Raw genomic sequence first — 23,014 nt, forward strand, 5'->3', positions numbered from 1 at the left:
ACCTAGAGCCCGGCGGTATCGCGAATCAGGCGAAAGAGCTTTCGAGCACTCGCGGGAGGTTTTTCCGCGGCGCGTTCCGCCCGGGCATTACGTACCAGTTGCCCCAGTGCCTGCCGATCCACATCCGGGTATTCGCTGACGAAGGCCGTAACGGTATCGTTATCGCCTTCGATCAGGCGGTCACGCCACTGTTCAAGGTGATGAAAGCCCAGTTCGCGCTGACGCTTTTCACGGGACATGTTGTCGAGTTCGGTACGAATCTCGTCGAGGTGTTCGTGACGCATGACCTTGCCTACATACTGCATGTGACGGCGTCGGGCTTCGCGCGAGGTAATCCGTCGGGTTTCGTCGATGGCCGCCAGCAGGTCATCGGAAAGCGGCAGGCGTGCACGCTCGGTCTCGGACATGGCGATGATCTGTTCGCCCAGTTCCTTCAGGTCCTGCGCTTCCTGTTTCAGGCGGGTCTTGTTGGGGCGGCCATTGTCATGATGAAACTCATCATGCTGGCTATCGGTATCAGACGACGGCTCCTCGACTGAGGGCGCGCGTGATTTTTTTCGTGGCGACATGCAAGAGCTCCGGCAAGCGAAGGACAAATAAACAAGGGGGGAGAGTATATCAGGCTCGTTCCCCCTCCAGGGCAGACAGGAGAGCGCCATGGCGAGCACACTCGATATAGATGGTCAGCAGGCAGCACTGGAAGCGGCCGTGACGCAGGCACTGGAACATGCCCGTCGCGCCGGGGCCGATGCCTGCGAGATTGGTGCCAGTGTCCAGCAGGGCATGGAAATCAACGTCCGCAAGGGCAGCGTCGAGACACTGGAAATGGCGCGGGATCAGGGCATTGGCGTCACGCTTTACCTCGGGAAGCGGCGGGCCAGCGTCTCCAGCAGTGATGCATCACAGACCTCGCTGATGGATGCCGTCAAACGGGCACTCGATATTGCTCGCTATACGGCCGAGGATCCGGCTGCCGGACTGGCGGATCCGGCGTTGCTGGCACGTGAGCTGCCCGATATGGGCGTTCATCATCCCTGGACGCTGGCACCTGATGATGGCATCGAACTGGCCAGGCGCTGTGAGCAGGGCGGGCTTGCCGTGGCGGGCATCGACAGCAGTGATGGCGCCTCGCTTACGACCAGCGAGGGCGTGAGCGTCTACGGCAATAGCCATGGCTTTCTGGGGGCGACTCGGGCCAGCCATCACGCGCTTTCTTGCATGATGATTGCCCGAGACGATGCCGGAATGCAGCGTGATCATGACTATACCGTCAGCTGTGACCCCTCACATCTCAGGGTGCCCGAATCTGTCGGACGTGTGGCCGCCGAGCAGGCCATGGCGCGTCTGGGATCGCGGCCAATGGATACCGGCAGGATGCCGGTGATTTTCACGCCCAATATGGCGCGGTCCCTGATCGGACACCTGCTCAACGCCATTGCCGGAGGCGCCATTTTCCGCGAGTCCTCCTTTCTATGCGATGCGATGGGGGAGTCTCTCTTTCCTGAATGGTTGAGTCTGGGCGAACGTCCGCGCGAGTATGGTGCCATCGCCAGCAGTGCCTATGACGATGAGGGGGTCTATACGCGAGATAATGACTTCATCGTGGATGGGCGGCTGGCCAGCTGGATGCTCTCAAGCTACAGCGCACGGCGGCTGGGGCTTGTCACCACCGGCAACTCTGGTGGGGCGCGCAACGTACGCCTGCAGGCGCCATTGACGTCTCATGAGGCACTGATGGCCAATATCGAGCGTGGCGTCATGGTCACCGAGCTGATGGGACAGGGCGTCAATACGGTCACGGGCGATTACTCCCGTGGTGCCGCAGGCTTTCTTGTCGAGAAGGGCCGAATTGTGGCCCCGGTGGAAGAGTTCACCATTGCCGGCAATCTGCGGGACATGTTCGGCAATCTCGTGGGGCTGGGCGATGACATCGATCGACGCAGCAGCGTGCATACCGGCAGCTGGCTGATTGACGACATGATGGTGGCTGGCTAGATAGATAGTGATGCCTTCAGGGCAGGGTGATGCCCTGAAGGACCTGGCGTTTTATCAGTACATGGCAGTGGCCAGTCCCAGAAAGGCCACAAAGCCCACAACATCGGTAATGGTGGTTAGAAGAACACCACCAGATAGCGCGGGGTCAATTGAAAGTTTTTTCAGGATGACCGGAATCAGGGTGCCTGCCAGTGCTGCCACCAGCAGGTTAATGACCATGGCCATGGCAATGATGGCGCCCAGCGTCATGTCATGAAAGCGCGCCACGGCCATGACGGCCACGATGACTGCCCAGAGCACACCGTTGATCGAGCCGGAGAGGAGTTCGCGCACTACCAGCCAGCGTACGTTGGCGCCTGAGACGTGTCCCAGCGCGAGGCCTCGGATCAGTACGGTCAGGGTCTGCGAACCGGCGATACCCCCCATGCTGGAAACGATGGGCATCAACACGGCCAGCGCGGCAATCTGCTGGATGGTGTCTTCGAAAAAGCCGATGGCAATCGAGACAATGGTGGCGGCGATCAGGTTGATGCCCAGCCAGACGGCACGTCGGCGGCTGGTGCGCAGCACCGGCGCAAAGGTGTCTTCTTCTTCCTCGAGACCGGCCATGCTCATCATGGTGCGCGCCGAGTTTTCACGAATGACATCGACCACGTCATCAATGGTGATGCGCCCCAACAGACGATTGTCGGCACTGATGACCGGCGCCGAGATCAAATCCCTGCGTTCAAAGATGCTGGCCACTTCATCTTCATGCATCAACGCCGTGAGGGTGACAACGTCGGTGTCCATGATTTCACGCACGCTGATGCCGGGTGCGCTGACCAGAATCCGATTGATGGGCAGTACGCCGATCAGCTCATTGTGTCGCGTCACGACCAGCAGGTTATCGGTGGATTCAGGCAGGCGCCGGTGTCGACGCAGATAGCGCAAAACCACATCGAGCGTGACCTCCGGGCGGATCGTGATGGTGTTGGTATCCATCAGTCCCCCGGCCGTGTCCTCGGGGTAGGACAATACCATCTCGATGCTCGCCCGACGGCTGGGCGTCATCATCGACAGTATGTTTTCGAGCGTGGCGTGGGGCAGACGCTGCAGCAGATCCGCTGCATCATCATTGTCGAGCTGCTGGGTCGCTACCAACAGCTGAGAGGCATCCATCCGGTTTAGAAACTCGGTCTGGATGTCATCGTTGAGATACTGAAGAATCTCGCCCTTGGCGGGGTTGTCGACCTGCTCCCAGAGGATGTCACGCTCACGCGGCGGGATGGATTCCAGCAGCTGGGCAACATCGGCAGGTGGAAGACCACGTCGAAGCAGGCGACGAACCTGATCCATTTCCCGCTGTGCCAGGGCGTTTTCGAGTCGCTCCAGACGAGGCTGACGTCCTTTCTGATCATTGCTCATTGTTGTGACATCCCTGTGTCAGCCCATTCAGGAGCCGTATTCTAGCAGAGTGTCGAACAATGTTCGTGAATGCCCGGCGACCGTCAATCTTCGGATCAGGATCTATTGATCCTCGTCGAATCGCGCCTCGAAAAGCGCCACGATGGCCGTTAGTGCCTCTTCGGCATCGTCACCTTCCACATGAACATGGACCACGCTGGTACAGGGAGCAGCCAGCATCAAAAGCGACATGATGTTCGCGGCATCGGCACTTCTTTCACCATGATAAATTGTCACGCGAGACGAAAAGGGCTGACAGCATTGTACAAGCCGCGTCGCGGCTCTCGCGTGAAGGCCGCGACGATTGGTCAGGGTCAGTTCACGCTGAAGCATCACCCGCCTCGCTGACAGCGCGCTGGATGGTCAGTTCCCGATGTCGGATCCGTACGGCCGGGAACTGACCGGCAAAATGCTCGCCGAGCTGCTCGGCCAGATACACCGAACGATGCTGGCCACCGGTACAGCCGATGGCCACGGTCAGATAGCTGCGATGGCTGGCCAGGTAGGAAGGCAACCAGCGCTCCAGCCACTGGCAGATGTCGCCAAACATCGCCTTGACCTCGTCATGGGCTTCAAGAAAGGCAATGACGTCACTGTCCTGGCCGGTCTGGGTGCGATAGCGTGGGTCCCAGTAAGGATTGGGCAGGCAGCGCACGTCAAACACCATATCGGCATCCAGTGGCACGCCGCGCTTGAAACCAAAGGATTCAAAGGTCAACGTCAGGTCATTGATGTCATGACGTGCTACCTGTTCGGCCACGCGGCGCCTCAGGTCATGAACGGACTGACCGGACGTGTCGATGATCAGATCTGCGGTATACCGCAGGGGAGAGAGGAACTGATGCTCCGCCTCGATGGCCTCGGCCAGTGTCATCTGGGTTTCGCGCGTCAGAGGGTGACGACGTCGTGTGGCCGCATAGCGCTCCAGCAGTACACGTGAGTCCGCGGTCAGATAGACCACTCTACAATGAATGCCGCGCGTGGAAAGTGCCTCCAGATGCTCCGGAAAGCGCTCCAGCTCACTGGGAAGGTTACGGGCATCAATGCTGACCGCGACACGGTTTCGGTGCGGGCTACCGGCTTCGAGCTCATCGATCAGGGCAGACAGAAGCATCGCGGGAAGATTGTCGATGGCATAAAACCCTTGATCTTCCAGTGCCTGTAGCGCGATGGACTTGCCGGAACCGGAGCGTCCACTGACGATAACAAGTTCCATGGCCATGCTGCTTATACTCTCGTTGAAAGTTGACTGATGGCCTGCATCAAAATGTCATGAAGTTCCTGCTCATCATGGGCATTGCGCAGGGCGTGCCGGGTTTCGGCAGCGTTCATGACTTCAGCAATCTGCGCCAGCAGGGAGAGATGCGTGTCTTCGGCAGCTTCAGGGACCAGCAGCACAAAAAGCAGATCGACGGGTTCGCCATCGATGGCATCAAAATCCACGGCCTGCTGAAGGCGCATGAATCCAGCCAGTGGCTGGCGGCAGTGTGAATTGCGAGCATGGGGAATGGCCACGCCATTCCCCACACCGGTACTCCCCAGACGTTCCCTGCTGATCAGTCGGGAAAAGACTTCCTGGCTATCGAGACTGGGAATGTTTTGTGAGATGAACCCGCTGAAATATTCCAGCACGCGCTTCTTGCTGCCCCCTTCCACATCAAACAGGATTCGGTCGGAGGGGAGTATCTGGTCAAGTGTCATGGGTTACAGGTATTTGCCGTTGCCCTGGGAGCGGGCCTGTGTTTTCTCCTTGTGCTTGAGCAGCTGACGATCAAGCTTCTCGGTCAAGGCATCGATGGCAACATAAAGGTCTTCCTGCTCGGCCTGAGCATGAAGTTCGGCACCTGCGGCATGTAGCGTGGCCGCGGCCTGCTGGCGCTCCTTTTCAATAGACAGTGTCACCTGAACATTGGTGATGTTGTCATAGTGACGTTCCAGCTTGGCAAGCTTCTGATTGACGTGCTCGCGCAGTGCATCGGTCAATTCGACGTGGTGCCCGGTAATGTTTACCTGCATGGCATGCTCCCTGAATCGAAACGGATAACCGGTTGTCCATGTGGACTGCCGGACCTGCAAGCCTGTTCCGGCTACTCTCAGATTGTAACGCTTTTCCCGTCAGCGCAAACCCTGAATGATGTTGTTCTCTTTTTTGACCTCCTTCAGGCCAGACGCTTGCGCTCGCTGGAAGCGGGAATGCCCATGGCCTCGCGGTATTTTGCGACGGTGCGCCGGGCGACCATGATGCCGTTGTCAGCCAGAAGTTGTACCAGTCGAGCATCAGACAGCGGGCGTCTTGGGGTCTCGTCTTCTATGAACTTGCGTATCCGGGCGCGAATGGCCGTGCTGGCATGGGCATCACCTTCCTGGCCCACATGGCTTGAGAAGAAATACTTGAGCTCCATGATGCCACGCGGCGTATGAATGTATTTGCGCGTGGTCACTCTGGAAATGGTGGATTCGTGCATCTCCACGGCCTGGGCGATATCGGCAAGAATCATGGGTTTGAGGGCTTCATCGCCGTGTTCAATGAAGCCGGCCTGACGTGTCATGATTTCCTGCCCTACCCGCAGCAGAGTGTCATTGCGACTCGAGAGACTCTTGAGCAGCCAGCGTGCATCCTGAAGATGCTGTTTGAGAAAGGTATTGTCGTCACTCTTGTCGGCGCGACGTACAAGGGCGGCATAGTCGGGCTGAATGCGAAGACGTGGCAGGGATTCCTGATTGAGCTCAACCTGCCAGCCATGGCGGGCGTGATAACGCAACACCAGATCGGGAATGACGAGATGTTGGTCCACGGCCTCAAATTCGCGACCCGGTCGTGGGTTGAGCGACCGGATGGTGTGAATCACGTCATCGAGCGCTTCATCATCAAGACTCAGGCGGCGCTTTAGCAGGCGGCGATCATTTTGTCCCAGTGGTTCAAGGAACTGACGAACCATGCGCCGGGTCTGGGCAAGCCAGGGCGTGTCATCCGGCAATAGATCAAGCTGTAGCAGCAGGCATTCGCGCAGATCGCGTGCAAAAACGCCAGTGGGTTCACACCGCTGGAGCTGCGAAAGCATGTGCTCCATTTCAGACTGTTTGAGATCCCCGAGGCCTTGCTGCCGAAGCCCCTCGCCAAGGTCTTCCAGACCCGTGCCGAGGTAGCCGCTGGGTTCGAGAGCGTCCAGCAGGGTATCGGTGATCAGCTGTTCGCGTGGGGTCATGTCCATCAACAGAATCTGCTCGCGAAGATGCGAGGTCAGGTCGACGGCTACGGCGTTGTGCTCGATATTCCAGCTGTCATCGGCGACGTTGGAGGAAGCGCTGCCGTTGGTATAGACATCGTCCCAGCGAGCATCCAGTGGCAATTCTTCCGGGATATCACTGGACCATTCCTCCTGAGATAACGGGGTCTCCGGTACCTCAAGCGTCTGCTCCTCCTCGATATCCAGTAAAGGATTGCTTTCCAGCGCCATCTGGAGTTCCTGCTGCAGATCCAGCGTAGACAGCTGCAGCAGATGGATGGCCTGTTGCAGCTGGGGCGTCATGGTGAGATGAGTGCCCGTGCGCAACTGTAAGGCGGGTTTCATCATGTTCGTAAAGCCCGGTCGCCAACGTGTAATATCACGCTATCCAGTCCGCGGCGCCCTTGCAAGTGCTGAAGGCGCTAAAGACTGCAATTATCATGCCATCAGTTAATAACCCCAGAGGGTTAAAGGCGAAATTCGTGGCCCAGATAGACATCGCGTACATGCTGGTTATTCAGCACGGCGTTGGCGTCGCCTTCAGCAATGATCAGGCCACTGCCGACGATATAGGCGTTGTCACAGATATCCAGCGTTTCACGCACGTTGTGATCGGTGATCAGAACGCCAATGCCACGGGTACGAAGCTGGCGGATAATGCCCTTGATTTCGCCGACCGAGATAGGGTCAACGCCGGCAAAGGGCTCATCAAGCAAAATGAAGGCCGGTTCGATGGCCAGTGCGCGGGCAATCTCCACACGCCGGCGCTCGCCGCCGGACAGGCTCATGCCCATGTTGTCGCGAATATGGCTGATGCTGAATTCTTCGAGCAGTTGATTGAGCCGTTCCTGGCGTTGCTGGCGATCCAGATCCTTGCGTGTTTCAAGTATGGCCATGATGTTGTCGGCCACTGACAGCTTGCGAAAGATCGAGGCTTCCTGAGGCAGGTAGCTGATGCCGGCGTGGGCACGCTTGTGCATCGGCTGGCGGCTCAGGTCAAGATCATCGATGGCAACATGGCCGGCGTCGGCCTGGATCAGTCCGACGATCATGTAAAACGAGGTGGTCTTGCCGGCCCCATTGGGGCCCAGAAGCCCCACGATCTCTCCCTGTCGAATCGACAGGCTGATGTCCTGAACGACACGGCGCCCCTTGAAGCTTTTGGCCAGATGGGCTGCGTGAAGGGTTTTCATTGGCTGCTGCCCTGTTGCTCTTCGGGAGTCAATTGCATGCGAACACGCCCGCCCGAGCTGCTTTCAGAGCTGCTGCTCTTCGCGCTCTGGCTGCCACGCGCGTTGACCTGGCGTGAGTCGAGGAAATATTCCACGTAGCCGCCGTTGAAGGTGTCACCGTTTTGATGCAGTTCAGCGTTGCCGATCAGCTCAACGCGTCGCTCTCCGGCGTGATAGATGATGGTATTGCCCCATCCCTTTGCCAGCGGATCATTAGGTGCCGGCTGCTGCTCGATATAGGCGCGTCCACCATCACCGCCCCTTGCGGTCAGGCTCGAAAGGCCACCGCTCTGGGCGCGCTTGAGCTCGACGCGAGTGGAGCGCAGCTTCATGGTGCCCTGATCGACTTCGACGGCCCCGGTATAGACGGCTGTGCCGGCGCGGTTATCGATGTTGAGGGCGTCGGCGCCAATGTTGATGGGTTTCTGGCGATCGCTTTCCAGAGCCATGGCCTGCTGGCCGAGCATTGCCAGCAGCAGGGCAGAGGTACACAGCAGCAGAGGGCGCGTCATGGGAGATCCTTGTCATCATTCATGTGTAAAAAAGAGAGCGATTACTGACGAATGGGCGGGTGAAAACCCTGTACATTGCCCTCAAGCGTCATGCGATCCTCGCTGACCCAGCCGTTGAAACAGTCGCCCCGGGTACGCTGTTCGTTTTGAGTGAACACGGCGCCACTGTCGCTCCAGGCATGCTGGGACGGTATATCATAATGCAGCACGTCCGTTTCAAGTTGCCAGTTGTCCGCCGGCTGATGCAGCACGGCATTGCCGCTTAGTTCGAACGTGTTGGCATTGGGGCCGAGCGTGGCGTGCTCACCATCCGCTGTCCAGCGATTGCCATCATCACCCAGCAACGTGAAGTGTGGGGTGACGGCTCGGGTCACATCGTCAGCAGGTGTATGAGACACACGTGGGCTTTCCATGGTCTGTGAGACGCGGCCCTGGTCGTCGAATCGGGTATAGGTGACGCCTTCGAGATAATAATCAGGGACACCCTGCTCGCTATCCGGCGCTGGCCCGGGAGACATCAGGGTATTGCGCTGATCGATCAGCGTCAGTACGCCCCCCAGAGCGAGCACCAGCACCAGAATGCCAAGGCGTGCCCGGGTGCGTCCGGAAGGGAGTCTGTCTCGAAAAGCCATATGCACGTCCTGTCGGAATAAGCGATGCAGCCTCAGAGCCGCTCATGAGCATCAATGATATCCTGCCAGACGCCTCGTGCGTTAAGTAGCCATTCGCAGAGTTCACGCACTGCGCCATGTCCACCCGGCGTTCGGGTTACCAGATCGGCTCGCTGACGAATATAGTCCGGTGCATCTGAAACCGTTACTCCCAGCCCTGCATACAGGATGGCGCCCAGATCAGGCAGGTCATCGCCGCAGTAGCAGACCTCATCAGGCTGGAGTGCCAGTTCCGCCATCAGGGCCTTCAGAGCGACCTGTTTGTCCTCACGGCCCTGAATGACGTGACGAATGCCCAGCTCCTGCGCGCGCCGGTCGACGGCGGGAGAAATCCTGCCGGTGATCAGGGCGACCTCGACACCGGCCTGCATGATCAGCTTCAGACCAAGACCGTCACGCACATGAAATACCTTGTCGCCATCCTGTTCCGGCTGTGCCGCGTAGCGCAGGCGACCATCGGTCAGGACACCATCAACGTCGAGCGCCACTAGACGTATGGGGTGAGCGAGTTTATCTGGTAAGGCACTGATATCGTTGGATGGTGTCATGGCGTGCAGGGTCAGCTCTCCGGCGTGGCAATCGATGATTTGAACTCGTTTCTGGTAGCTGGTGAAGCCAGGGGGTACGAGCAGTGAGCGTGGCTGAGTTCAAGGCTAGACGATGCCACTTCTAAGCAGATCATGCATCTTGAGCAACCCGGTCGGCTGGTGCTGGGCATCGACGATGACCAGCGCCGTAATGCGATGATCTTCCATGACCCTGACGGCTTCTGCTGCAAGGGTCTGTGCCTCGATGGTACGCCCCCCGGGTGTCATGACTTCATGGATCATCAGCTGGCGGACATCACCGTGGCGATCGATCGTGCGTCGCAGGTCACCATCGGTATAGATGCCCACGAGGCGATCAGTGTCATCGGTCACGCAGGTAAATCCGTGGCCCTTGCGCGTCATTTCGATCAGCGCTTCGCCAAGTCGTGCATCCTGTCGGACGACCGGAAGCTCATCGCCGGTATGCATCAAATCTTCCACGCGAAGCAGTAACCGCTTGCCCAGCGTGCCACCCGGGTGGGACAGGGCAAAATCCTCGGGGCTAAATCGGCGCGCTTCAAGCAAAGCGATCGCCAGCGCATCTCCCAGGGCGAGCGTCGCCGTCGTGGAGGAGGTCGGGGCAAGGTTCAGCGGGCAGGCTTCCTGGGCGACGCTGACATCCAGATGCACGTCGGCATGACGAGCAAGGCTCGAGGAGACGTTGCCGGTCATGGCAATCATGGTCGTTCCCATGCGCTTGAACAACGGCAGAAGGGCGGTCAGTTCGGCCGTTTCTCCCGAATTGGATAGCGCCAGAACGAGATCATCGCGCACCAGCATGCCCAGATCGCCATGGCTGGCTTCGCCGGCATGCACAAAAAAAGAGGGGGTGCCGGTGCTGGCAAGCGTGGCTGCGATCTTGCGGCCCACATGCCCTGACTTGCCAACGCCTGTGACCACCACTCGCCCGCGGCACTTGAGGATATGCTGACAGGCGTGGGTGAAGGGGGCATCAAGACGCGCTGACAGATCTCCCAGAGCGTTTTGCTCAAGCGAGAGAGTACGGCGTGCGCTGGCCAAAAAGTCGTGATCGATATCTGGTGTGGTCATGGCCGTGAATTCTGACGCCGGATGGTTCGGGGCACAAGCGTAACCTGACAGGCCTTATCAAGGGCATCGATGTCAGACCTTTCTGACCTGAAAATGGTGTTAATGGCCGATTTTTATGCCTTTGTGGCAGTTGCCGATAACTGAGGCTGGTGGGGGCGGGCATAATTCGGATACGATGTTCGCTAACTCCATATCCTTTTGTGTTCATTCAGGAGTTGTATGTCCGACTCAACACTGGTCAGCGTCGAGAATCTGCATTTCTCGCGAGCTGGCAGACCCATTTTTTCGGGCGTTGATCTGGAGATCCCAAAAGGGCGCATTACCGCCATCATGGGACCCAGTGGCACTGGCAAGACAACCCTGCTCAAGCTGATCGCCGGACAGCTCACGCCCGATTCGGGCAGTGTGCATGTCGGTGATGACAACGTGCATCGACTGTCCCGGCAGGCGCTGTTTCGCATGCGCCGTCGCATGGGCATGCTGTTTCAGAGCGGGGCGCTGTTTTCGGATCTGAGCGTGTTTGAAAACGTGGCCTTTCCGATCCGGGTCCACACTGACCTGCCCGAGCACATGATCCGTGACCTCGTGCTGATCAAGCTGCAGGCCGTTGGCCTTCGTGGCGCCCGTGATCTCATGCCTGCCGAGCTTTCCGGCGGCATGACCCGGCGTGTGGCGCTGGCACGTGCCATTGCGCTGGACCCGGATCTGATCATGTACGATGAGCCTTTTGTCGGTCAGGACCCCATCTCCATGGGCGTTCTGGTCACCCTGATTCGTCGGCTCAACAGCGCTTTCAATATGACAGCCATTGTGGTGTCTCACGATATCAAGGAGACGCTGTCGATCGCTGATCATGTTTATGTCATTGCCGATGGTCGCGTCATGGCCAGCGGGTCACCGGCCTCACTGCGCGAGGCGCAGGACCCGCGGGTCAGCCAGTTCATCCAGGGCAAACCCGATGGTCCGGTGCCCTTTCACTATCCTTCGAAGAATTTCTACGAGGATATTCTTGCGCCCTCGGAGGTGTCTTGATGTCACCGTTGATCTTTCTGGGGCGCAAGACGCTGAATACGCTCGAGTCGCTCGGGCGCAGTGCCATCTTTCTGGCGCAGGCCCTGTGTCATCTGCCCCGGCTGGAGGGCGCCAGGCTCTGGCTCCGACAGATGTACTTTGTCGGTGTCATGTCTCTGCCCATCGTGGCTGTTTCGGGCCTTTTCATCGGTATGGTCATTGCGTTGCAGGGCTATCTGGTGCTGTCCGGCTTTGGAGCCGACGAGGCGCTGGGGCAGATGGTGGCGCTGTCACTGCTGCGAGAGCTGGCGCCGGTCGTGACCGCACTGCTGTTTGCCGGGCGAGCCGGTTCAGCTCTGACGGCTGAAATCGGTCTCATGAAGGCGACCGAGCAGCTTTCCAGCATGGAGATGATCGGTGTCGACCCGCTGCGCCGGGTGATTTCGCCGCGTCTGTGGGCCGGTTTTTTGTCCATGCCGATACTGACCGTATTTTTCAGCGTGATCGGCATCATGGGTGGCTACCTGGTGGGCGTGGACTGGCTGGGCGTTGATCAGGGCTCGTTCTGGGGCAACATGCAGGGCAGCGTGATCTTCATGGATGATGTCGTGAATGGCATGTTGAAAAGCGTGGTCTTTGGTGTCGTCGTGACATGGATCGCTGTCTTTCAGGGTTACGATCTCGTACCGACCTCCGAGGGGATTTCGCGTGCCACGACTCGAACCGTCGTCTTTGGCTCGCTGGCCGTACTGGGGCTGGATTTCATTTTGACCGCGCTGATGTTTGGAGAATTCTAATGAAGCGCTCTAAGTGGCTTGAAGCCGGTGTCGGTGCCTTTGTACTGGCCGGATTTCTGGGACTCGTCTTTTTGGGTCTACAGGTAAGTGGTTTTGCTCCAGGGCAGGCTGAACAAAATTTCACGGTATATGCGAATTTCAGCAATATCGGTGGTTTGAAGGAGCGCTCAAGGGTCACCATGGCGGGCGTTACCGTTGGTCGGATCACCAGCATCGAGCTGGACCCGAAGTGGCTTGAGGGGCGTGTGACGATGAAAATCGACAGTGATGTTGGCGAAAAACTGTCGGAAGACTCCACGGCGTCTATCCTGACGGCAGGACTTCTGGGCGAGAAATACATCGGTCTGTCGACCGGTGGTGCGCCTGAAATGATCAAGGATGGTGGAACCATCCGCGATACGCAGTCGGCGCTGGTGCTTGAAGAGCTGATTCAGCAGTTTGTCTCGAACATGTCCAAGTAGTCCGGATCAAGGTCGGATGTCGGCGTAGCAGGTTGGCATCCGTGCAATTTGTATATTCAGGAGGTGCAGTAGATGAAAAGGGTCTCCCGTTATGTTGGCGTATTGGTTGCCGCGGTGCTCGGTATGGGCATCCTGTCTGCTCAGGCGGCCAGCCAGTCTCCGCACGAGGTCGTCAGTCAAAGCGTCGATCAGTTGATGTCAAAGCTCGACAACAATCAGGACCGCTATCGCAATCATCCTGACGAGCTGAAAAGTGTGGTCGAACAGAATATTGATCCCATCGTTGACTGGCGTTACGCGTCGGCAAGCGTCATGGGCAAATATTTTCAGGCCGCCTCACCAGAGCAGCGCAGCCGCTTCGCACGCGTATTCAAGCAGACGCTGATCGATACTTATGCCCAGGGATTGGTGACGTTTGACTACAAGGATGTTCGGGTGATGGACAATCAGAATCAGCGCTACGACGATCAGGCCAGTGTCGATATGGAAGTGATCGCTGCCAGCGGTGAACGCTACCCGGTGTCCTACACGCTTCGCAATCGCGATGGTAGCTGGAAGGTTATCAATGTGGTGGTCAATGGCATCAATCTGGGGCTGACCTTTCGTAACCAGTTCGATCAGGCCATGCGTTCCAACAATCGTGACTTTGATGCCGTCATCAATGGCTGGGCGCCTGATGTTGATCTGAAAGATGGCGATGGGGATAACCAGAAGGCTCAGGGCTGATGAGCGAAAAGCTCTACAGTGATGACATTGTCACACTTGAAGCCCGCGAGGCCGCCCTTTATCTGAAGGGGGCGCCGGGTTTTGACAACGCCTCCGATCTGGCGACGGCCGGCATCGACTGGCTGAAGGGATACGATGGACCCCAAGTTTCTTTCAATCTGTGTGGTGTCAGCCGAACCAGCAGCGCGACCATCTCGGTGTTGCTTGAATGGTTGCGCGCTGCACAGTCAAAAAAGCTGGAAGTCGATCGCATCACGCTTTCCGACAGCATGCGCGAACTGATCGAGATGGCCGAACTCGGCGATGTCTTTCCGGCCCATGAAACCTCATTTGCCTCCGCCGAGGAGACATGACTTTCCGAGTCTTCCGGCTCCTTGATTGGAAAGCGGCGTCAATGACGCCGCTTTTTTTTATGTCCATTCGCGCGGGGTCATGCTTTTCATTTACCATTGGCGACCAACAAACCAGTAAAGGAGTCATCATGCAGCCTGATGAGGTCAAGCGCCTGCTTGAGGCGCGCGTTGAATCGTGTGAGTTTCAGGTTCAGGGAGAAGGGTGCAACTTCCAGGTCACCGCCATCGGCGATGTCTTTGAAGGACTGACACCTGTAAAGCGTCAGCAGCTCATTTACGCCGCGCTTTCCGAAGAGATTGCCAGCGGTGCGCTGCATGCCATTAGTATCAGGACCATGACACCGGCTCAGCGGGCCGAGACGTCGCCTGATTCAGATCGTGCCTGATTGCCTTGGAAGTCTGGTGAATGGATAAACTGATTATCAGCGGTGGCCGGCCGCTGTCCGGCGAAGTCTGGACCTCGGGTGCCAAGAATTCGGCCCTGCCTATTCTTGCGGCCACGTTGCTGGCCGATGAGCCGGTTATCATTGGCAACCTGCCTCATCTGCAGGACATTACCACCACGCTCGAGCTGCTTGGGCGCATGGGGGTTGAGCCCATCATGGGCGAGAAGATGAGCATCCAGCTCGATGGTCGCGTCAGGGACTGTCACGCACCCTATGATCTGGTCAAGAAAATGCGGGCCTCGATTCTGGTGCTCGGGCCGTTGCTGGCGCATTTTGGTACCGCCGATGTCTCGCTGCCCGGCGGTTGCGCCATCGGCTCGCGTCCGGTCGATCTTCACATCCGGGGGCTGCAGGCGATGGGCGCCGATATCCGTGTCGAGGGCGGCTATATCCGCGCCAGAGCGCCGGGCGGGTTGAAAGGTGCACATATCGTGCTGGACACGGTCACGGTCACGGGCACGGAAAATCTTCTGATGGCCGCCACGCTCGCCAAGGGGCGGACCGTGCTGGAAAACGCCGCGCGCGAGCCCGAGATCGTGGATCTGGCCGAGTGTCTGATCGCGATGGGAGCCAACATCAGTGGTCATGGCAGCAGCACGATCACCATTGAGGGCGTCGAGCGACTGCATGGCTGTCGCTATGATGTCATGCCTGATCGTATCGAAACCGGTACCTTTCTTGTCGCCGCTGCCGCGACTCGTGGCAGGGTTCGGGTGCGTAATGCTCGCGCCGATACCATGGAAGCCGTGCTGCTCAAGCTGGAAGAGGCCGGCGCCGAGATCGAAACCGGTGATGGCTGGATTTCGCTGGACATGCATGGTCGCAGACCTAAGGCAGTCAACATCCGCACGGCACCCTATCCTGCCTTTCCGACCGATATGCAGGCTCAGTTCGTGGCGCTCAATGCCGTCGCGGAAGGCAGCGGTCGCGTAGTGGAAACCATCTTTGAAAACCGGTTCATGCACGTGCAGGAAATCAATCGCATGGGCGCGGATATTTCACTGGAAGGCAACACTGCACTGGTCAACGGCGTTGAGCACTTGAGCGGTGCGCCGGTCATGGCGACCGATCTTCGTGCCTCGGCAAGCCTCGTGATTGCCGCTCTGGTCGCCGAAGGTGAAACCGTGGTGGATCGTATCTATCACATCGATCGCGGCTATGAGTGCATTGAAGAAAAGCTTCAGCTGATGGGGGCGCGTATTCGCCGCGTGCCGCGCTAAGAGGCCGTTGGGGTGCACGCCATGCCGATTCATTTTTGCAGCCATTGAAGATCACATGAGTAAACCGCTGATACTGGCGCTCTCCAAGGGGCGAATTCTCAAGGAGACGCTGCCGCTGCTGGCTGCTGCCGGCATTGAGCCGCTGGAGCCGCTCGACAAGAGCCGAAAGCTGCTGTTCGATACCACGCTCGACAACGTCAAACTGGTTATTTTGCGGGCCGTCGACGTGCCGACCTATGTGCAGATGGGGGCCGCGGACGTCGGTGTGGCCGGCAAGGATGTCCTGCTCGAGCATGGTGCTCAGGGACTTTATGAGCCGCTGGATCTGGATATTTCACGCTGTCGTTTGATGACCGCGGGTATTGAAGGTGTCACCCCCGGGCGTGCCCGACGTCGTGTGGCGACCAAGTTCGTCAATATTGCCCGGCGTTACTATTCGGACCTGGGCATTCAGGCCGAAGTCATCAAGCTTTATGGCGCGATGGAGCTGGCACCGCTCATGAACCTCGCAGATGAGATTGTCGATATCGTGGATACCGGCAATACCCTGCGGGCCAACGGCATGGCGCCGCGTGAGTTGATCGCCGACATCAGTACCCGGCTGGTGGTCAACAAGGCGTCCATGACGGTGGAGCATGCGCGACTGGGGCCGTTGATCGAACGTCTGGGGCAGGCGGTGGCTGAACGTCGCCAGAGCGATGTGACCTCCTGACGTCCATGATCCGGTTGGCTGCCAGCAGCCATGTTTCGACAGGGCATCACGCCATCGATGCAGCACGATACTCTCCGGCAGGCGCCGGAAGGCAAGGAGTGATTCAGTCGTAATGGACAAACAGAGCATACATCGACTTTCTACACGGCAGCCGGATTTTGAAGCCCGGCTGGGTGCACTGCTGGACTGGGAGAGCGTTTCAAGCGCCGAGGTCCAGCAAAGCGTTGATCGCATCATCGCTGATGTTCGCAGTCGCGGTGATGCTGCCGTGATCGATCTGACCCGTCAGTTCGATCGCCTTGATGTTCAGGACATGTCGGCACTGACGTTGACGGCCGAACGGCTTGAGCGGGCGTGGCAGGGGCTGCCGGAAGCGCAGCGTCAGGCGCTGGCAGTGGCGGGCGATCGCATTCGCGCCTATCACGAGCGGCAAAAGCCCGAATCCTGGTCCTATCAGGAGGCCGACGGCACCCTGCTGGGTCAGAAGGTGACGCCACTCGACAGGGCAGGGGTCTACGTGCCCGGCGGCAAGGCGGCTTATCCGTCATCGGTGCTGATGAATGTTATTCCGGCGCATGTCGCTGGGGTAGAAGACATCGTCATGGTCGTGCCGACACCGGATGGCGTGCTCAATGAGCTGGTGCTGGCTGCCGCACACGTGGCCGGTGTCGCGCGGGTGTTCACCATCGGCGGCGCTCAGGCCGTGGCAGCCTTGGCCTATGGCACAGAAACGATCCCGAAGGTCGACAAGATCGTGGGGCCGGGCAATATTTTTGTGGCCACGGCCAAGCGCGCCGTGTTCGGGCAGGTCGGCATCGACATGATCGCCGGGCCGTCCGAGATTCTGGTAGTGTCCGATGGCGGCACCGATCCAGACTGGCTGGCCATGGACCTGTTCTCCCAGGCCGAGCACGACGAAGATGCCCAGGCCATTTTGATCAGCTGGGATGCTCGGCATCTGGAAGCCGTCGCAGAAAGCATCGAGCGTCTGCTGCCGACGCTTGAGCGTGCCGACATTGTTCGTGAATCGCTGTCGCGTCGCGGAGCCCTGATTCTTGTGGAGGACGAGACGCAGGCGCTGACGCTGATCAATCGCATTGCCCCGGAGCATCTGGAACTTTCGGTAGAAGAGCCGCAGCGGCTGGTTGAACACGTTCGTCATGCCGGTGCCATCTTCATGGGGCGCTACACTGCCGAAGCGTTGGGCGATTACTGTGCCGGGCCCAACCATGTCCTGCCGACTTCCGGTACGGCGCGTTTTTCCTCGCCACTGGGTGTCTATGACTTCCAGAAGCGCTCGTCGCTGATCCAGTGCTCGCCGCAGGGTGCGTCAACACTGGGGCAGACCGCATCGGTGCTGGCAAGAGGTGAGTCGCTGACGGCGCACGCTCGTTCGGCAGAAAACCGTATCGATAGCCACAAGCGCTGATCGATTGGTTTGATCGTCATTGATCGCCGGTCAGCTGTCGGGCTGAACCGGCGTCACCGGTCGGCTGGGGCGCTCCCCCACGCTGACCGTCACCTGGAATCGTTTGCCGTTGCGATAAAGCTCTATCGGTAACTGCTTGCCGGGTTCGATTTCTGCAATATCCACCATGGCTGTCTGGGCATCCAGCAGCGGCTTGCCGTCTATCGACAGAATCAGATCACCTACCTTGATACCCGCCTGAGCTGCCGGCCCACCATCCACGACATCCGAGACCACGACCCCGCGCGGGGCGTTGATGTCCAGCGACGAGGCCAGGCTGGAACTGACCTCTCTCGCCTCGATGCCCAGCCAGCCCCTGACCACACGCCCGCGGGTCACCAGATCGTTGAGGATGCCATGCGCCAGATTGGTGGGAATGGCAAACCCGATGCCCTGCGATCCGCCGGTGCGCGAGAAGATGGCCGTGTTGATGCCCACCAGTGCTCCTTCTGCATTGACCAGCGCTCCTCCTGAATTGCCCGGGTTGATTGCCGCGTCCGTCTGGATGAAATCCTCATAGGCGTTCAGGCCCAGATGATTGCGGCCGGTGGCGCTGATGATGCCCATGGTCACGGTCTGTCCCACGCCGAAGGGATTGCCAATGGCCAGGGCGATGTCGCCAACGCGGGTATTGGTCGCATCGGCAAGGTCAATGACCGGCAGATTATTCAGATCGATCTTGAGCACGGCCAGATCTGTTTCCGGGTCGGTGCCGATCACGGTGGCCAGCGTTTCTCGGCCGTCTCGCAGGGCCACCTGTACTTCATCGGCGCCGCTGATCACGTGGTTGTTGGTGAGGATATAGCCCTCATCGCTGACGATGACGCCGGAGCCAAGACTCGACAGCATGCGACGGCGCCCGGATTGACTGTTGCCAAAAAACTGCTCGAAGAAGGGGTCGGACATCAGTGGGTGATGATCACGCTCTACCAGCCTTGACGAATAGACGTTGACCACGGCAGGGGCAGCATGCTGTACGGCGTCGGAATAACTTGCCGTGCCGGGGCCGCGCTGAAGGGGTGCTGCATTTCGTGTGATGGGCGGCGTGCGCTGAACGGGAGGGGTGGGCGTCGGTGTCACGGATGGGAGCGTAACGGTCTGGCCCTGCCGGCCATCGCTGGCAGAGCGGTCGCCACTGTCGATGATCTGTGGCATGTGATCCAGCATGACCAGCGCCAGCAATACACCACAGACAACAGGCCAGATCAGGGGCACCAGAAATCGGCGCATGACAACATCCTTTTTGAAACAGGCAGCCCGGAGCTGCAGACTTGCAGGTTGTTCAAACCGGCATTTGAGGCAGGGAAGCTGCCTTGTGTTGTGCCGGTCGCAATGTCGTATAAAAGTTGAGCGAGTTTATCACTCAGTGGTCAGCAATGCCTGATACTGGTGTGACACTTTCAAAATCGATGGCCGGGAGACAAGAGCATGACTGAGCGCAGGGTGTTGCTGGAAGACATGAAGTCACTGCTCGCGCCGCAGCGTTTCAAGGACTTTACCGTCAATGGTCTACAGGTGGAGGGTAGTGAACGGGTCAGGCGTGTCATGAGCGGAGTGACGGCCAGCCAGAATCTGCTCGATGAAGCGGTGGCATGGCAGGCTGATATGGTGCTGGTTCATCATGGTTATTTCTGGAAAAACGAACCGGTGGCGATTACCGGCATGAAGCAGCGCCGCATCGCCACGCTTTTGGGTCATGACATTAATCTGGTGGCCTGGCATCTACCGCTGGACGCGCACTCGACGCTTGGCAATAACGTTCTGCTGGCGCAGCGCATGGGCTGGACGGTACGGGGCGTCCTTGACGGTGAGGTGGGGCAGGGACTTTTATATCATGGCGAGATGGCCGAGTGCTCGCAGCAGACGCTGGCCGAGCAGCTTCACCAGCAGCTGGCACACAAGCCATTGATGATTTCAGGTCATGATCGCCCTGTCCGACGTATTGCATGGTGTACGGGCGGTGCGCAGGACATGATTATTGATGCGGCAGAGGCCGGTATGGATGCTTTTGTTTCCGGTGAGGTGTCGGAGCGAACCACACATCTGGCCCGGGAGATGGGGATTACCTATTATGCGGCCGGCCATCATGCCACCGAGCGTGATGGTATAAGAGCACTGGGCGAGTGGCTGGCACAGCGCCATGATATCGAGCATCGCTTTGTCGATATCGACAATCCGGTATAGCTGTCGCCGGGGGGGCCGGCGACAGTGATGATGTGATCAATAGCGGGGAGGTTGCGGGTCGGTACCGTGATTTTCCTGCTTCTGACGCAGCCCGTAGCTTTCATCAAGCGTTCCATTGCTGTCGGCGTAATCACGTGGGATGTGAAGAGCGCCGGTATCTTCTTCGCTCTCTTCGAGTGCATCAGTATTCGGGCGGCGCTTGAGTGACGGGTCGCTGGCCAGAGCGCTGACGTCGGCGTCGAGCCGGGCCTGAAGTTCTTCACTCTGGCGAGTGATATTGCGTGCCAGCGTCGTGACGTCCGCAAAGTGCGTGTTCACGTTCTCGCGCAGTTCCTTGAGTTCAAGTTCGGTTTCGGCCAGACGCTGCTTGAGTTTCTGGCTGGTGGCTCTCTGGCTGCCCGAAAAATGGCGAATCAGCACGCCGATCACGATACCTGCCAGCAGTGCCACAATGGCGACTACCCAATCAATATTGCCTTCGTTCACCGCTATTCCCCTCTTTTGATGCTGATTGCATGCACGACCAGCGTGACCCTGAGATAGGCCATTATAGAAGGCGTCGTATTGTCCGGGTCAATTCACTCACGACATAATCGTACCCGCAAGCGCTGACATCTCACTACCGACAGGACGATTCAGGGCGTGTCACACTGTACAATCATGAGCATCCGATCTTCCGCAAGGCACCAGATAACATGTCCAGACTTTCCCCGCGAGAACAGTACCGGCAGGATCTTGAACGCGAAGGCTTCCAGCATGACAGCTCTCAGGAGAAGGCCGTCGAGCATCTCCAGCGTCTTTATGAAGCGCTGACCAGTCGGCCGCGCCCGAAACCTGCCACAGCTGCGGCGGATAATGGGATCAAGTCGAAAATGTCAGGCTTTTTTGGCAAAAAAAGTGCTCCGTCAGCGCCGAGCGCGCCTGCCGAGCCCGATATCAAGGGGCTCTATTTCTGGGGCGGCGTAGGTCGAGGCAAGACATGGCTGGTGGACACCTTTCATGACAGCCTGCCCTTTGATGACAAGATGCGCACGCACTTTCATCGCTTCATGCAGCGGGTGCACAAGGAACTTGAAATTCACAAGGGTCAGAAAAATCCTTTGACTCAGGTAGCGGTAAAACTGGCCGGTGAGGCCAGAGTCATCTGCCTTGACGAGTTTTTCGTCAAGGACATTACCGATGCCATGATCCTCGGCAATCTGCTCGATGCCCTTTTTGCCCAGGGTGTAGTGCTGGTGACAACGTCCAACATCGTGCCGGATGAGCTGTATAAAAACGGTCTGCAGCGGGATCGCTTTCTGCCCGCCATCGATCTGCTCAACCGCCACTGCGAGGTGGTCAATGTCGACGCGGGGATCGATTATCGAATGCGCACACTGACCCGCGAAGAGGTGTTTCATACACCGGCCGGTGACAGTGCTGACGAGGCCTTGCAGGAGAGTTTTGCGCATCTGGCAGGAGAACCGGGTGAAGAAGAGACACTGCGTATCAATGGGCGAGCGCTGAAGGCTCGCCGCTGCCATGAGGGCGTGGTCTGGTTCGATTTCAAAACGCTTTGTGATGGCCCGCGCAGCCAAAACGACTATATCGAGCTCTCAAGGCAGTATCACAGCGTTCTGATTTCCAATGTACCGGTCATGGGGGCGGCCATCGAGGATCAGGCGCGCCGTTTCATCAATCTGGTAGATGAGTTCTATGATCGCGCCGTCAAGCTGGTCATGTCGGCGGAAGCCGAGCCGGAATCGCTCTACAGCGGTGGCGAGCTTGCCTTTGAATTCGAGCGTACCGTGTCGCGTTTGCAGGAGATGCAATCAAGCGATTATCTGGCGTTGACTCACAAGCCCTGAATGTGATTATCCCTTGTTCGTCGGACGCTGGCTCTGTACAATGCGCGCTCGCTTATCGTTGTTGTGTCTGCCTGCAGGGGCAACAACCAAGAAAAATAGGGATTGGCAGGGCAGAAGCCACGCTCTCGCCACAACCATGGTGATTCATACATGAAGACGTTCAGCGCCAAACCGCAGTCCGTGCAGCGCGACTGGTATGTCATCGACGCGGAAGACAAGACTCTGGGTCGACTGGCAACCGAGATCGCTCGCCGCCTGCGTGGCAAGCACAAGCCCGAATATACGCCTCACGTTGATACCGGTGACTACATCGTTGTTGTCAACGCCGAGAAAGTTCGTGTGACCGGCAAGAAGTCCTTTGCCAAGCAGTATTATCGCCATACCGGTTATCCGGGCGGCCTGCGTTCGATGAACTTCGAGCAGATGATCGACCACGCTCCCGAGCGCGTTATCGAAATCGCCGTCAAGGGAATGCTGCCCAAGGGCCCGCTGGGTCGCGCCATGTACTCCAAGCTGAAGGTTTATGCCGGTGGTGAGCATCCTCATGCGGCACAGCAACCCCAGGCACTGAATCTCTAAAGGAACATTTTCATGGCACAGCAGCAGTACTACGGCACAGGCCGCCGCAAGACCTCTACCGCGCGCGTTTTTCTGCGTCCGGGCAATGGCAAGATCACGGTCAACAAGCGTGAGCTCAACGAATACTTCGGCCGCGTGACCGCACAGATGGTCGTGCGCCAGCCGCTCGAGCTGACCGAGCTGACCGAACAGTTCGACATTTATGTCACCGTTCAGGGTGGCGGCGGTTCTGCACAGGCAGGCGCCATTCGTCACGGCATCACTCGTGCCCTGATGGAATACAATGAAGAACTGCGTACACCTCTGCGCAGCGCCGGCTACGTCACGCGTGATGCGCGTATGGTCGAGCGTAAGAAGGTCGGTCTTCGCAAGGCACGTCGTCGTCCCCAGTTCTCCAAGCGTTAAGCTTCGACGTCATGTCACAGGACGCCCGGGTGTTTTCCCCGGGCGTTTTTGTGTCTGCAGGACAGTTTTTGCATTTCTGTTAAGC

At 58.4% G+C, this 23,014-nt stretch carries 28 protein-coding genes; 14 read left to right on the forward strand and 14 right to left on the reverse strand.

What is annotated here, in order from left to right:
- Nucleotides 1-2: 2 nt before the first annotated feature.
- Nucleotides 3-569: a ribosome biogenesis factor YjgA gene (gene yjgA, locus B9H00_RS15265; RefSeq protein ID WP_086901371.1), complete on the reverse strand. Its 567-nt coding sequence runs from the start codon at nt 567-569 to the stop codon at nt 3-5.
- 88 nt (nt 570-657) lie between these two features.
- Here yjgA and pmbA point away from each other — a divergent pair, with 88 nt between their 5' ends.
- Nucleotides 658-1,995, forward strand: a complete 1,338-nt coding sequence (pmbA, locus tag B9H00_RS15270; protein WP_086901372.1) for a metalloprotease PmbA — start codon at nt 658-660, stop codon at nt 1,993-1,995.
- A gap of 54 nt (nt 1,996-2,049) precedes the next feature.
- Here pmbA and mgtE read toward each other — a convergent pair whose 3' ends face one another.
- The 11 genes from mgtE to B9H00_RS15325 all read right to left on the reverse strand — a co-directional run bounded on the left by mgtE (nt 2,050) and on the right by B9H00_RS15325 (nt 10,720).
- Entirely contained in the window at nt 2,050-3,402 is a 1,353-nt protein-coding gene (mgtE, locus tag B9H00_RS15275; protein WP_086901373.1) for a magnesium transporter, read from the reverse strand.
- Between the two features lie 102 nt (nt 3,403-3,504).
- On the reverse strand, nt 3,505-3,774 hold the full coding sequence (locus B9H00_RS15280) for an HPr family phosphocarrier protein (RefSeq protein ID WP_086623138.1): 270 nt from the start codon (nt 3,772-3,774) through the stop codon (nt 3,505-3,507).
- Nucleotides 3,761-4,657, reverse strand: coding sequence for an RNase adapter RapZ (gene rapZ, locus B9H00_RS15285; protein WP_086901931.1), 897 nt, complete (start codon nt 4,655-4,657; stop codon nt 3,761-3,763). Before rapZ ends, B9H00_RS15280 begins: the two co-directional genes overlap by 14 nt.
- A gap of 11 nt (nt 4,658-4,668) precedes the next feature.
- Nucleotides 4,669-5,142: a PTS IIA-like nitrogen regulatory protein PtsN gene (gene ptsN, locus B9H00_RS15290; protein ID WP_086901374.1), complete on the reverse strand. Its 474-nt coding sequence runs from the start codon at nt 5,140-5,142 to the stop codon at nt 4,669-4,671.
- A gap of 3 nt (nt 5,143-5,145) precedes the next feature.
- On the reverse strand, nt 5,146-5,457 hold the full coding sequence (hpf, locus tag B9H00_RS15295; RefSeq protein ID WP_086623136.1) for a ribosome hibernation-promoting factor, HPF/YfiA family: 312 nt from the start codon (nt 5,455-5,457) through the stop codon (nt 5,146-5,148).
- A 143-nt stretch (nt 5,458-5,600) separates the two neighbouring features.
- Nucleotides 5,601-7,016: an RNA polymerase factor sigma-54 gene (locus B9H00_RS15300; protein WP_086901375.1), complete on the reverse strand. Its 1,416-nt coding sequence runs from the start codon at nt 7,014-7,016 to the stop codon at nt 5,601-5,603.
- Between the two features lie 119 nt (nt 7,017-7,135).
- Nucleotides 7,136-7,861, reverse strand: a complete 726-nt coding sequence (gene lptB, locus B9H00_RS15305; protein WP_086901376.1) for an LPS export ABC transporter ATP-binding protein — start codon at nt 7,859-7,861, stop codon at nt 7,136-7,138.
- A complete protein-coding gene (lptA, locus tag B9H00_RS15310) occupies nt 7,858-8,412 on the reverse strand; it encodes a lipopolysaccharide transport periplasmic protein LptA (protein ID WP_086901377.1) in 555 nt (184 codons plus the stop codon). The genes lptB and lptA overlap by 4 nt, the downstream gene beginning before the upstream one ends.
- Before the next feature lie 41 nt (nt 8,413-8,453).
- Entirely contained in the window at nt 8,454-9,044 is a 591-nt protein-coding gene (gene lptC / locus B9H00_RS15315) for an LPS export ABC transporter periplasmic protein LptC (protein ID WP_086901378.1), read from the reverse strand.
- Between the two features lie 32 nt (nt 9,045-9,076).
- Entirely contained in the window at nt 9,077-9,631 is a 555-nt protein-coding gene (locus B9H00_RS15320) for a KdsC family phosphatase (protein WP_086901379.1), read from the reverse strand.
- 105 nt (nt 9,632-9,736) lie between these two features.
- Entirely contained in the window at nt 9,737-10,720 is a 984-nt protein-coding gene (locus B9H00_RS15325; protein WP_086901380.1) for a KpsF/GutQ family sugar-phosphate isomerase, read from the reverse strand.
- Between the two features lie 219 nt (nt 10,721-10,939).
- Here B9H00_RS15325 and B9H00_RS15330 point away from each other — a divergent pair, with 219 nt between their 5' ends.
- From B9H00_RS15330 to hisD, 9 genes are all read left to right on the forward strand, one after another.
- On the forward strand, nt 10,940-11,752 hold the full coding sequence (locus tag B9H00_RS15330; RefSeq protein WP_086623129.1) for an ABC transporter ATP-binding protein: 813 nt from the start codon (nt 10,940-10,942) through the stop codon (nt 11,750-11,752).
- On the forward strand, nt 11,752-12,528 hold the full coding sequence (mlaE, locus tag B9H00_RS15335) for a lipid asymmetry maintenance ABC transporter permease subunit MlaE (protein ID WP_086901381.1): 777 nt from the start codon (nt 11,752-11,754) through the stop codon (nt 12,526-12,528). The genes B9H00_RS15330 and mlaE overlap by 1 nt, the downstream gene beginning before the upstream one ends.
- Entirely contained in the window at nt 12,528-12,989 is a 462-nt protein-coding gene (gene mlaD, locus B9H00_RS15340) for an outer membrane lipid asymmetry maintenance protein MlaD (RefSeq protein WP_086901382.1), read from the forward strand. The genes mlaE and mlaD overlap by 1 nt, the downstream gene beginning before the upstream one ends.
- A 72-nt stretch (nt 12,990-13,061) precedes the next feature.
- Entirely contained in the window at nt 13,062-13,715 is a 654-nt protein-coding gene (locus B9H00_RS15345) for an MlaC/ttg2D family ABC transporter substrate-binding protein (RefSeq protein WP_086901383.1), read from the forward strand.
- A complete protein-coding gene (locus tag B9H00_RS15350; protein ID WP_086901384.1) occupies nt 13,715-14,068 on the forward strand; it encodes an STAS domain-containing protein in 354 nt (117 codons plus the stop codon). The genes B9H00_RS15345 and B9H00_RS15350 overlap by 1 nt, the downstream gene beginning before the upstream one ends.
- Before the next feature lie 128 nt (nt 14,069-14,196).
- The gene (locus B9H00_RS15355; protein ID WP_086901932.1) at nt 14,197-14,454 is read left to right on the forward strand and encodes a BolA family protein; all 258 of its coding nucleotides are present in this window, start codon (nt 14,197-14,199) and stop codon (nt 14,452-14,454) included.
- A gap of 20 nt (nt 14,455-14,474) precedes the next feature.
- Nucleotides 14,475-15,734, forward strand: a complete 1,260-nt coding sequence (gene murA, locus B9H00_RS15360; protein WP_086623123.1) for a UDP-N-acetylglucosamine 1-carboxyvinyltransferase — start codon at nt 14,475-14,477, stop codon at nt 15,732-15,734.
- Nucleotides 15,735-15,789: 55 nt separating this feature from the next.
- The gene (gene hisG / locus B9H00_RS15365; RefSeq protein WP_086623122.1) at nt 15,790-16,446 is read left to right on the forward strand and encodes an ATP phosphoribosyltransferase; all 657 of its coding nucleotides are present in this window, start codon (nt 15,790-15,792) and stop codon (nt 16,444-16,446) included.
- A 112-nt stretch (nt 16,447-16,558) separates the two neighbouring features.
- Nucleotides 16,559-17,875, forward strand: a complete 1,317-nt coding sequence (gene hisD / locus B9H00_RS15370; protein ID WP_086901385.1) for a histidinol dehydrogenase — start codon at nt 16,559-16,561, stop codon at nt 17,873-17,875.
- 30 nt (nt 17,876-17,905) lie between these two features.
- Here the strand turns inward: hisD and B9H00_RS15375 are convergent, their stop codons facing one another.
- The gene (locus B9H00_RS15375) at nt 17,906-19,144 is read right to left on the reverse strand and encodes a Do family serine endopeptidase (RefSeq protein ID WP_086901386.1); all 1,239 of its coding nucleotides are present in this window, start codon (nt 19,142-19,144) and stop codon (nt 17,906-17,908) included.
- Nucleotides 19,145-19,342: 198 nt separating this feature from the next.
- Between B9H00_RS15375 and B9H00_RS15380 the strand changes: the two genes are divergently transcribed.
- Nucleotides 19,343-20,098, forward strand: a complete 756-nt coding sequence (locus B9H00_RS15380; protein ID WP_086901387.1) for a Nif3-like dinuclear metal center hexameric protein — start codon at nt 19,343-19,345, stop codon at nt 20,096-20,098.
- 36 nt (nt 20,099-20,134) lie between these two features.
- On the opposite strand, the gene B9H00_RS15385 is transcribed toward B9H00_RS15380, so the two are convergent.
- Nucleotides 20,135-20,584, reverse strand: a complete 450-nt coding sequence (locus tag B9H00_RS15385; protein WP_157663234.1) for a YhcB family protein — start codon at nt 20,582-20,584, stop codon at nt 20,135-20,137.
- Nucleotides 20,585-20,793: 209 nt separating this feature from the next.
- On the opposite strand from B9H00_RS15385, the gene zapE reads away from it, so the two are divergent.
- The 3 genes from zapE to rpsI all read left to right on the forward strand — a co-directional run bounded on the left by zapE (nt 20,794) and on the right by rpsI (nt 22,929).
- Nucleotides 20,794-21,945, forward strand: a complete 1,152-nt coding sequence (zapE, locus tag B9H00_RS15390; RefSeq protein WP_086901389.1) for a cell division protein ZapE — start codon at nt 20,794-20,796, stop codon at nt 21,943-21,945.
- Nucleotides 21,946-22,095: 150 nt separating this feature from the next.
- A complete protein-coding gene (gene rplM / locus B9H00_RS15395; protein ID WP_086623117.1) occupies nt 22,096-22,524 on the forward strand; it encodes a 50S ribosomal protein L13 in 429 nt (142 codons plus the stop codon).
- A gap of 12 nt (nt 22,525-22,536) precedes the next feature.
- Nucleotides 22,537-22,929, forward strand: coding sequence for a 30S ribosomal protein S9 (gene rpsI / locus B9H00_RS15400; protein WP_086623116.1), 393 nt, complete (start codon nt 22,537-22,539; stop codon nt 22,927-22,929).
- Nucleotides 22,930-23,014 lie beyond the last annotated feature (85 nt).

Source organism: Kushneria marisflavi (genome assembly GCF_002157205.1).
GTDB classification, from domain to species: domain Bacteria; phylum Pseudomonadota; class Gammaproteobacteria; order Pseudomonadales; family Halomonadaceae; genus Kushneria; species Kushneria marisflavi.

Excerpts from the sequence above, each read along its gene's own strand:
- yjgA (WP_086901371.1), bottom strand. The coding sequence starts at position 569 with ATGTCGCCACGAAAAAAATCACGCGCGCCCTCAGTCGAGGAGCCGTCG.
- pmbA (WP_086901372.1), top strand. The coding sequence starts at position 658 with ATGGCGAGCACACTCGATATAGATGGTCAGCAGGCAGCACTGGAAGCG.
- mgtE (WP_086901373.1), bottom strand. The coding sequence starts at position 3,402 with ATGAGCAATGATCAGAAAGGACGTCAGCCTCGTCTGGAGCGACTCGAA.
- B9H00_RS15280 (WP_086623138.1), bottom strand. The coding sequence starts at position 3,774 with ATGCTTCAGCGTGAACTGACCCTGACCAATCGTCGCGGCCTTCACGCG.
- rapZ (WP_086901931.1), bottom strand. The coding sequence starts at position 4,657 with ATGGAACTTGTTATCGTCAGTGGACGCTCCGGTTCCGGCAAGTCCATC.
- ptsN (WP_086901374.1), bottom strand. The coding sequence starts at position 5,142 with ATGACACTTGACCAGATACTCCCCTCCGACCGAATCCTGTTTGATGTG.
- hpf (WP_086623136.1), bottom strand. The coding sequence starts at position 5,457 with ATGCAGGTAAACATTACCGGGCACCACGTCGAATTGACCGATGCACTG.
- B9H00_RS15300 (WP_086901375.1), bottom strand. The coding sequence starts at position 7,016 with ATGATGAAACCCGCCTTACAGTTGCGCACGGGCACTCATCTCACCATG.
- lptB (WP_086901376.1), bottom strand. The coding sequence starts at position 7,861 with ATGAAAACCCTTCACGCAGCCCATCTGGCCAAAAGCTTCAAGGGGCGC.
- lptA (WP_086901377.1), bottom strand. The coding sequence starts at position 8,412 with ATGACGCGCCCTCTGCTGCTGTGTACCTCTGCCCTGCTGCTGGCAATG.
- lptC (WP_086901378.1), bottom strand. The coding sequence starts at position 9,044 with ATGGCTTTTCGAGACAGACTCCCTTCCGGACGCACCCGGGCACGCCTT.
- B9H00_RS15320 (WP_086901379.1), bottom strand. The coding sequence starts at position 9,631 with ATGACACCATCCAACGATATCAGTGCCTTACCAGATAAACTCGCTCAC.
- B9H00_RS15325 (WP_086901380.1), bottom strand. The coding sequence starts at position 10,720 with ATGACCACACCAGATATCGATCACGACTTTTTGGCCAGCGCACGCCGT.
- B9H00_RS15330 (WP_086623129.1), top strand. The coding sequence starts at position 10,940 with ATGTCCGACTCAACACTGGTCAGCGTCGAGAATCTGCATTTCTCGCGA.
- mlaE (WP_086901381.1), top strand. The coding sequence starts at position 11,752 with ATGTCACCGTTGATCTTTCTGGGGCGCAAGACGCTGAATACGCTCGAG.
- mlaD (WP_086901382.1), top strand. The coding sequence starts at position 12,528 with ATGAAGCGCTCTAAGTGGCTTGAAGCCGGTGTCGGTGCCTTTGTACTG.
- B9H00_RS15345 (WP_086901383.1), top strand. The coding sequence starts at position 13,062 with ATGAAAAGGGTCTCCCGTTATGTTGGCGTATTGGTTGCCGCGGTGCTC.
- B9H00_RS15350 (WP_086901384.1), top strand. The coding sequence starts at position 13,715 with ATGAGCGAAAAGCTCTACAGTGATGACATTGTCACACTTGAAGCCCGC.
- B9H00_RS15355 (WP_086901932.1), top strand. The coding sequence starts at position 14,197 with ATGCAGCCTGATGAGGTCAAGCGCCTGCTTGAGGCGCGCGTTGAATCG.
- murA (WP_086623123.1), top strand. The coding sequence starts at position 14,475 with ATGGATAAACTGATTATCAGCGGTGGCCGGCCGCTGTCCGGCGAAGTC.
- hisG (WP_086623122.1), top strand. The coding sequence starts at position 15,790 with ATGAGTAAACCGCTGATACTGGCGCTCTCCAAGGGGCGAATTCTCAAG.
- hisD (WP_086901385.1), top strand. The coding sequence starts at position 16,559 with ATGGACAAACAGAGCATACATCGACTTTCTACACGGCAGCCGGATTTT.
- B9H00_RS15375 (WP_086901386.1), bottom strand. The coding sequence starts at position 19,144 with ATGCGCCGATTTCTGGTGCCCCTGATCTGGCCTGTTGTCTGTGGTGTA.
- B9H00_RS15380 (WP_086901387.1), top strand. The coding sequence starts at position 19,343 with ATGACTGAGCGCAGGGTGTTGCTGGAAGACATGAAGTCACTGCTCGCG.
- zapE (WP_086901389.1), top strand. The coding sequence starts at position 20,794 with ATGTCCAGACTTTCCCCGCGAGAACAGTACCGGCAGGATCTTGAACGC.
- rplM (WP_086623117.1), top strand. The coding sequence starts at position 22,096 with ATGAAGACGTTCAGCGCCAAACCGCAGTCCGTGCAGCGCGACTGGTAT.
- rpsI (WP_086623116.1), top strand. The coding sequence starts at position 22,537 with ATGGCACAGCAGCAGTACTACGGCACAGGCCGCCGCAAGACCTCTACC.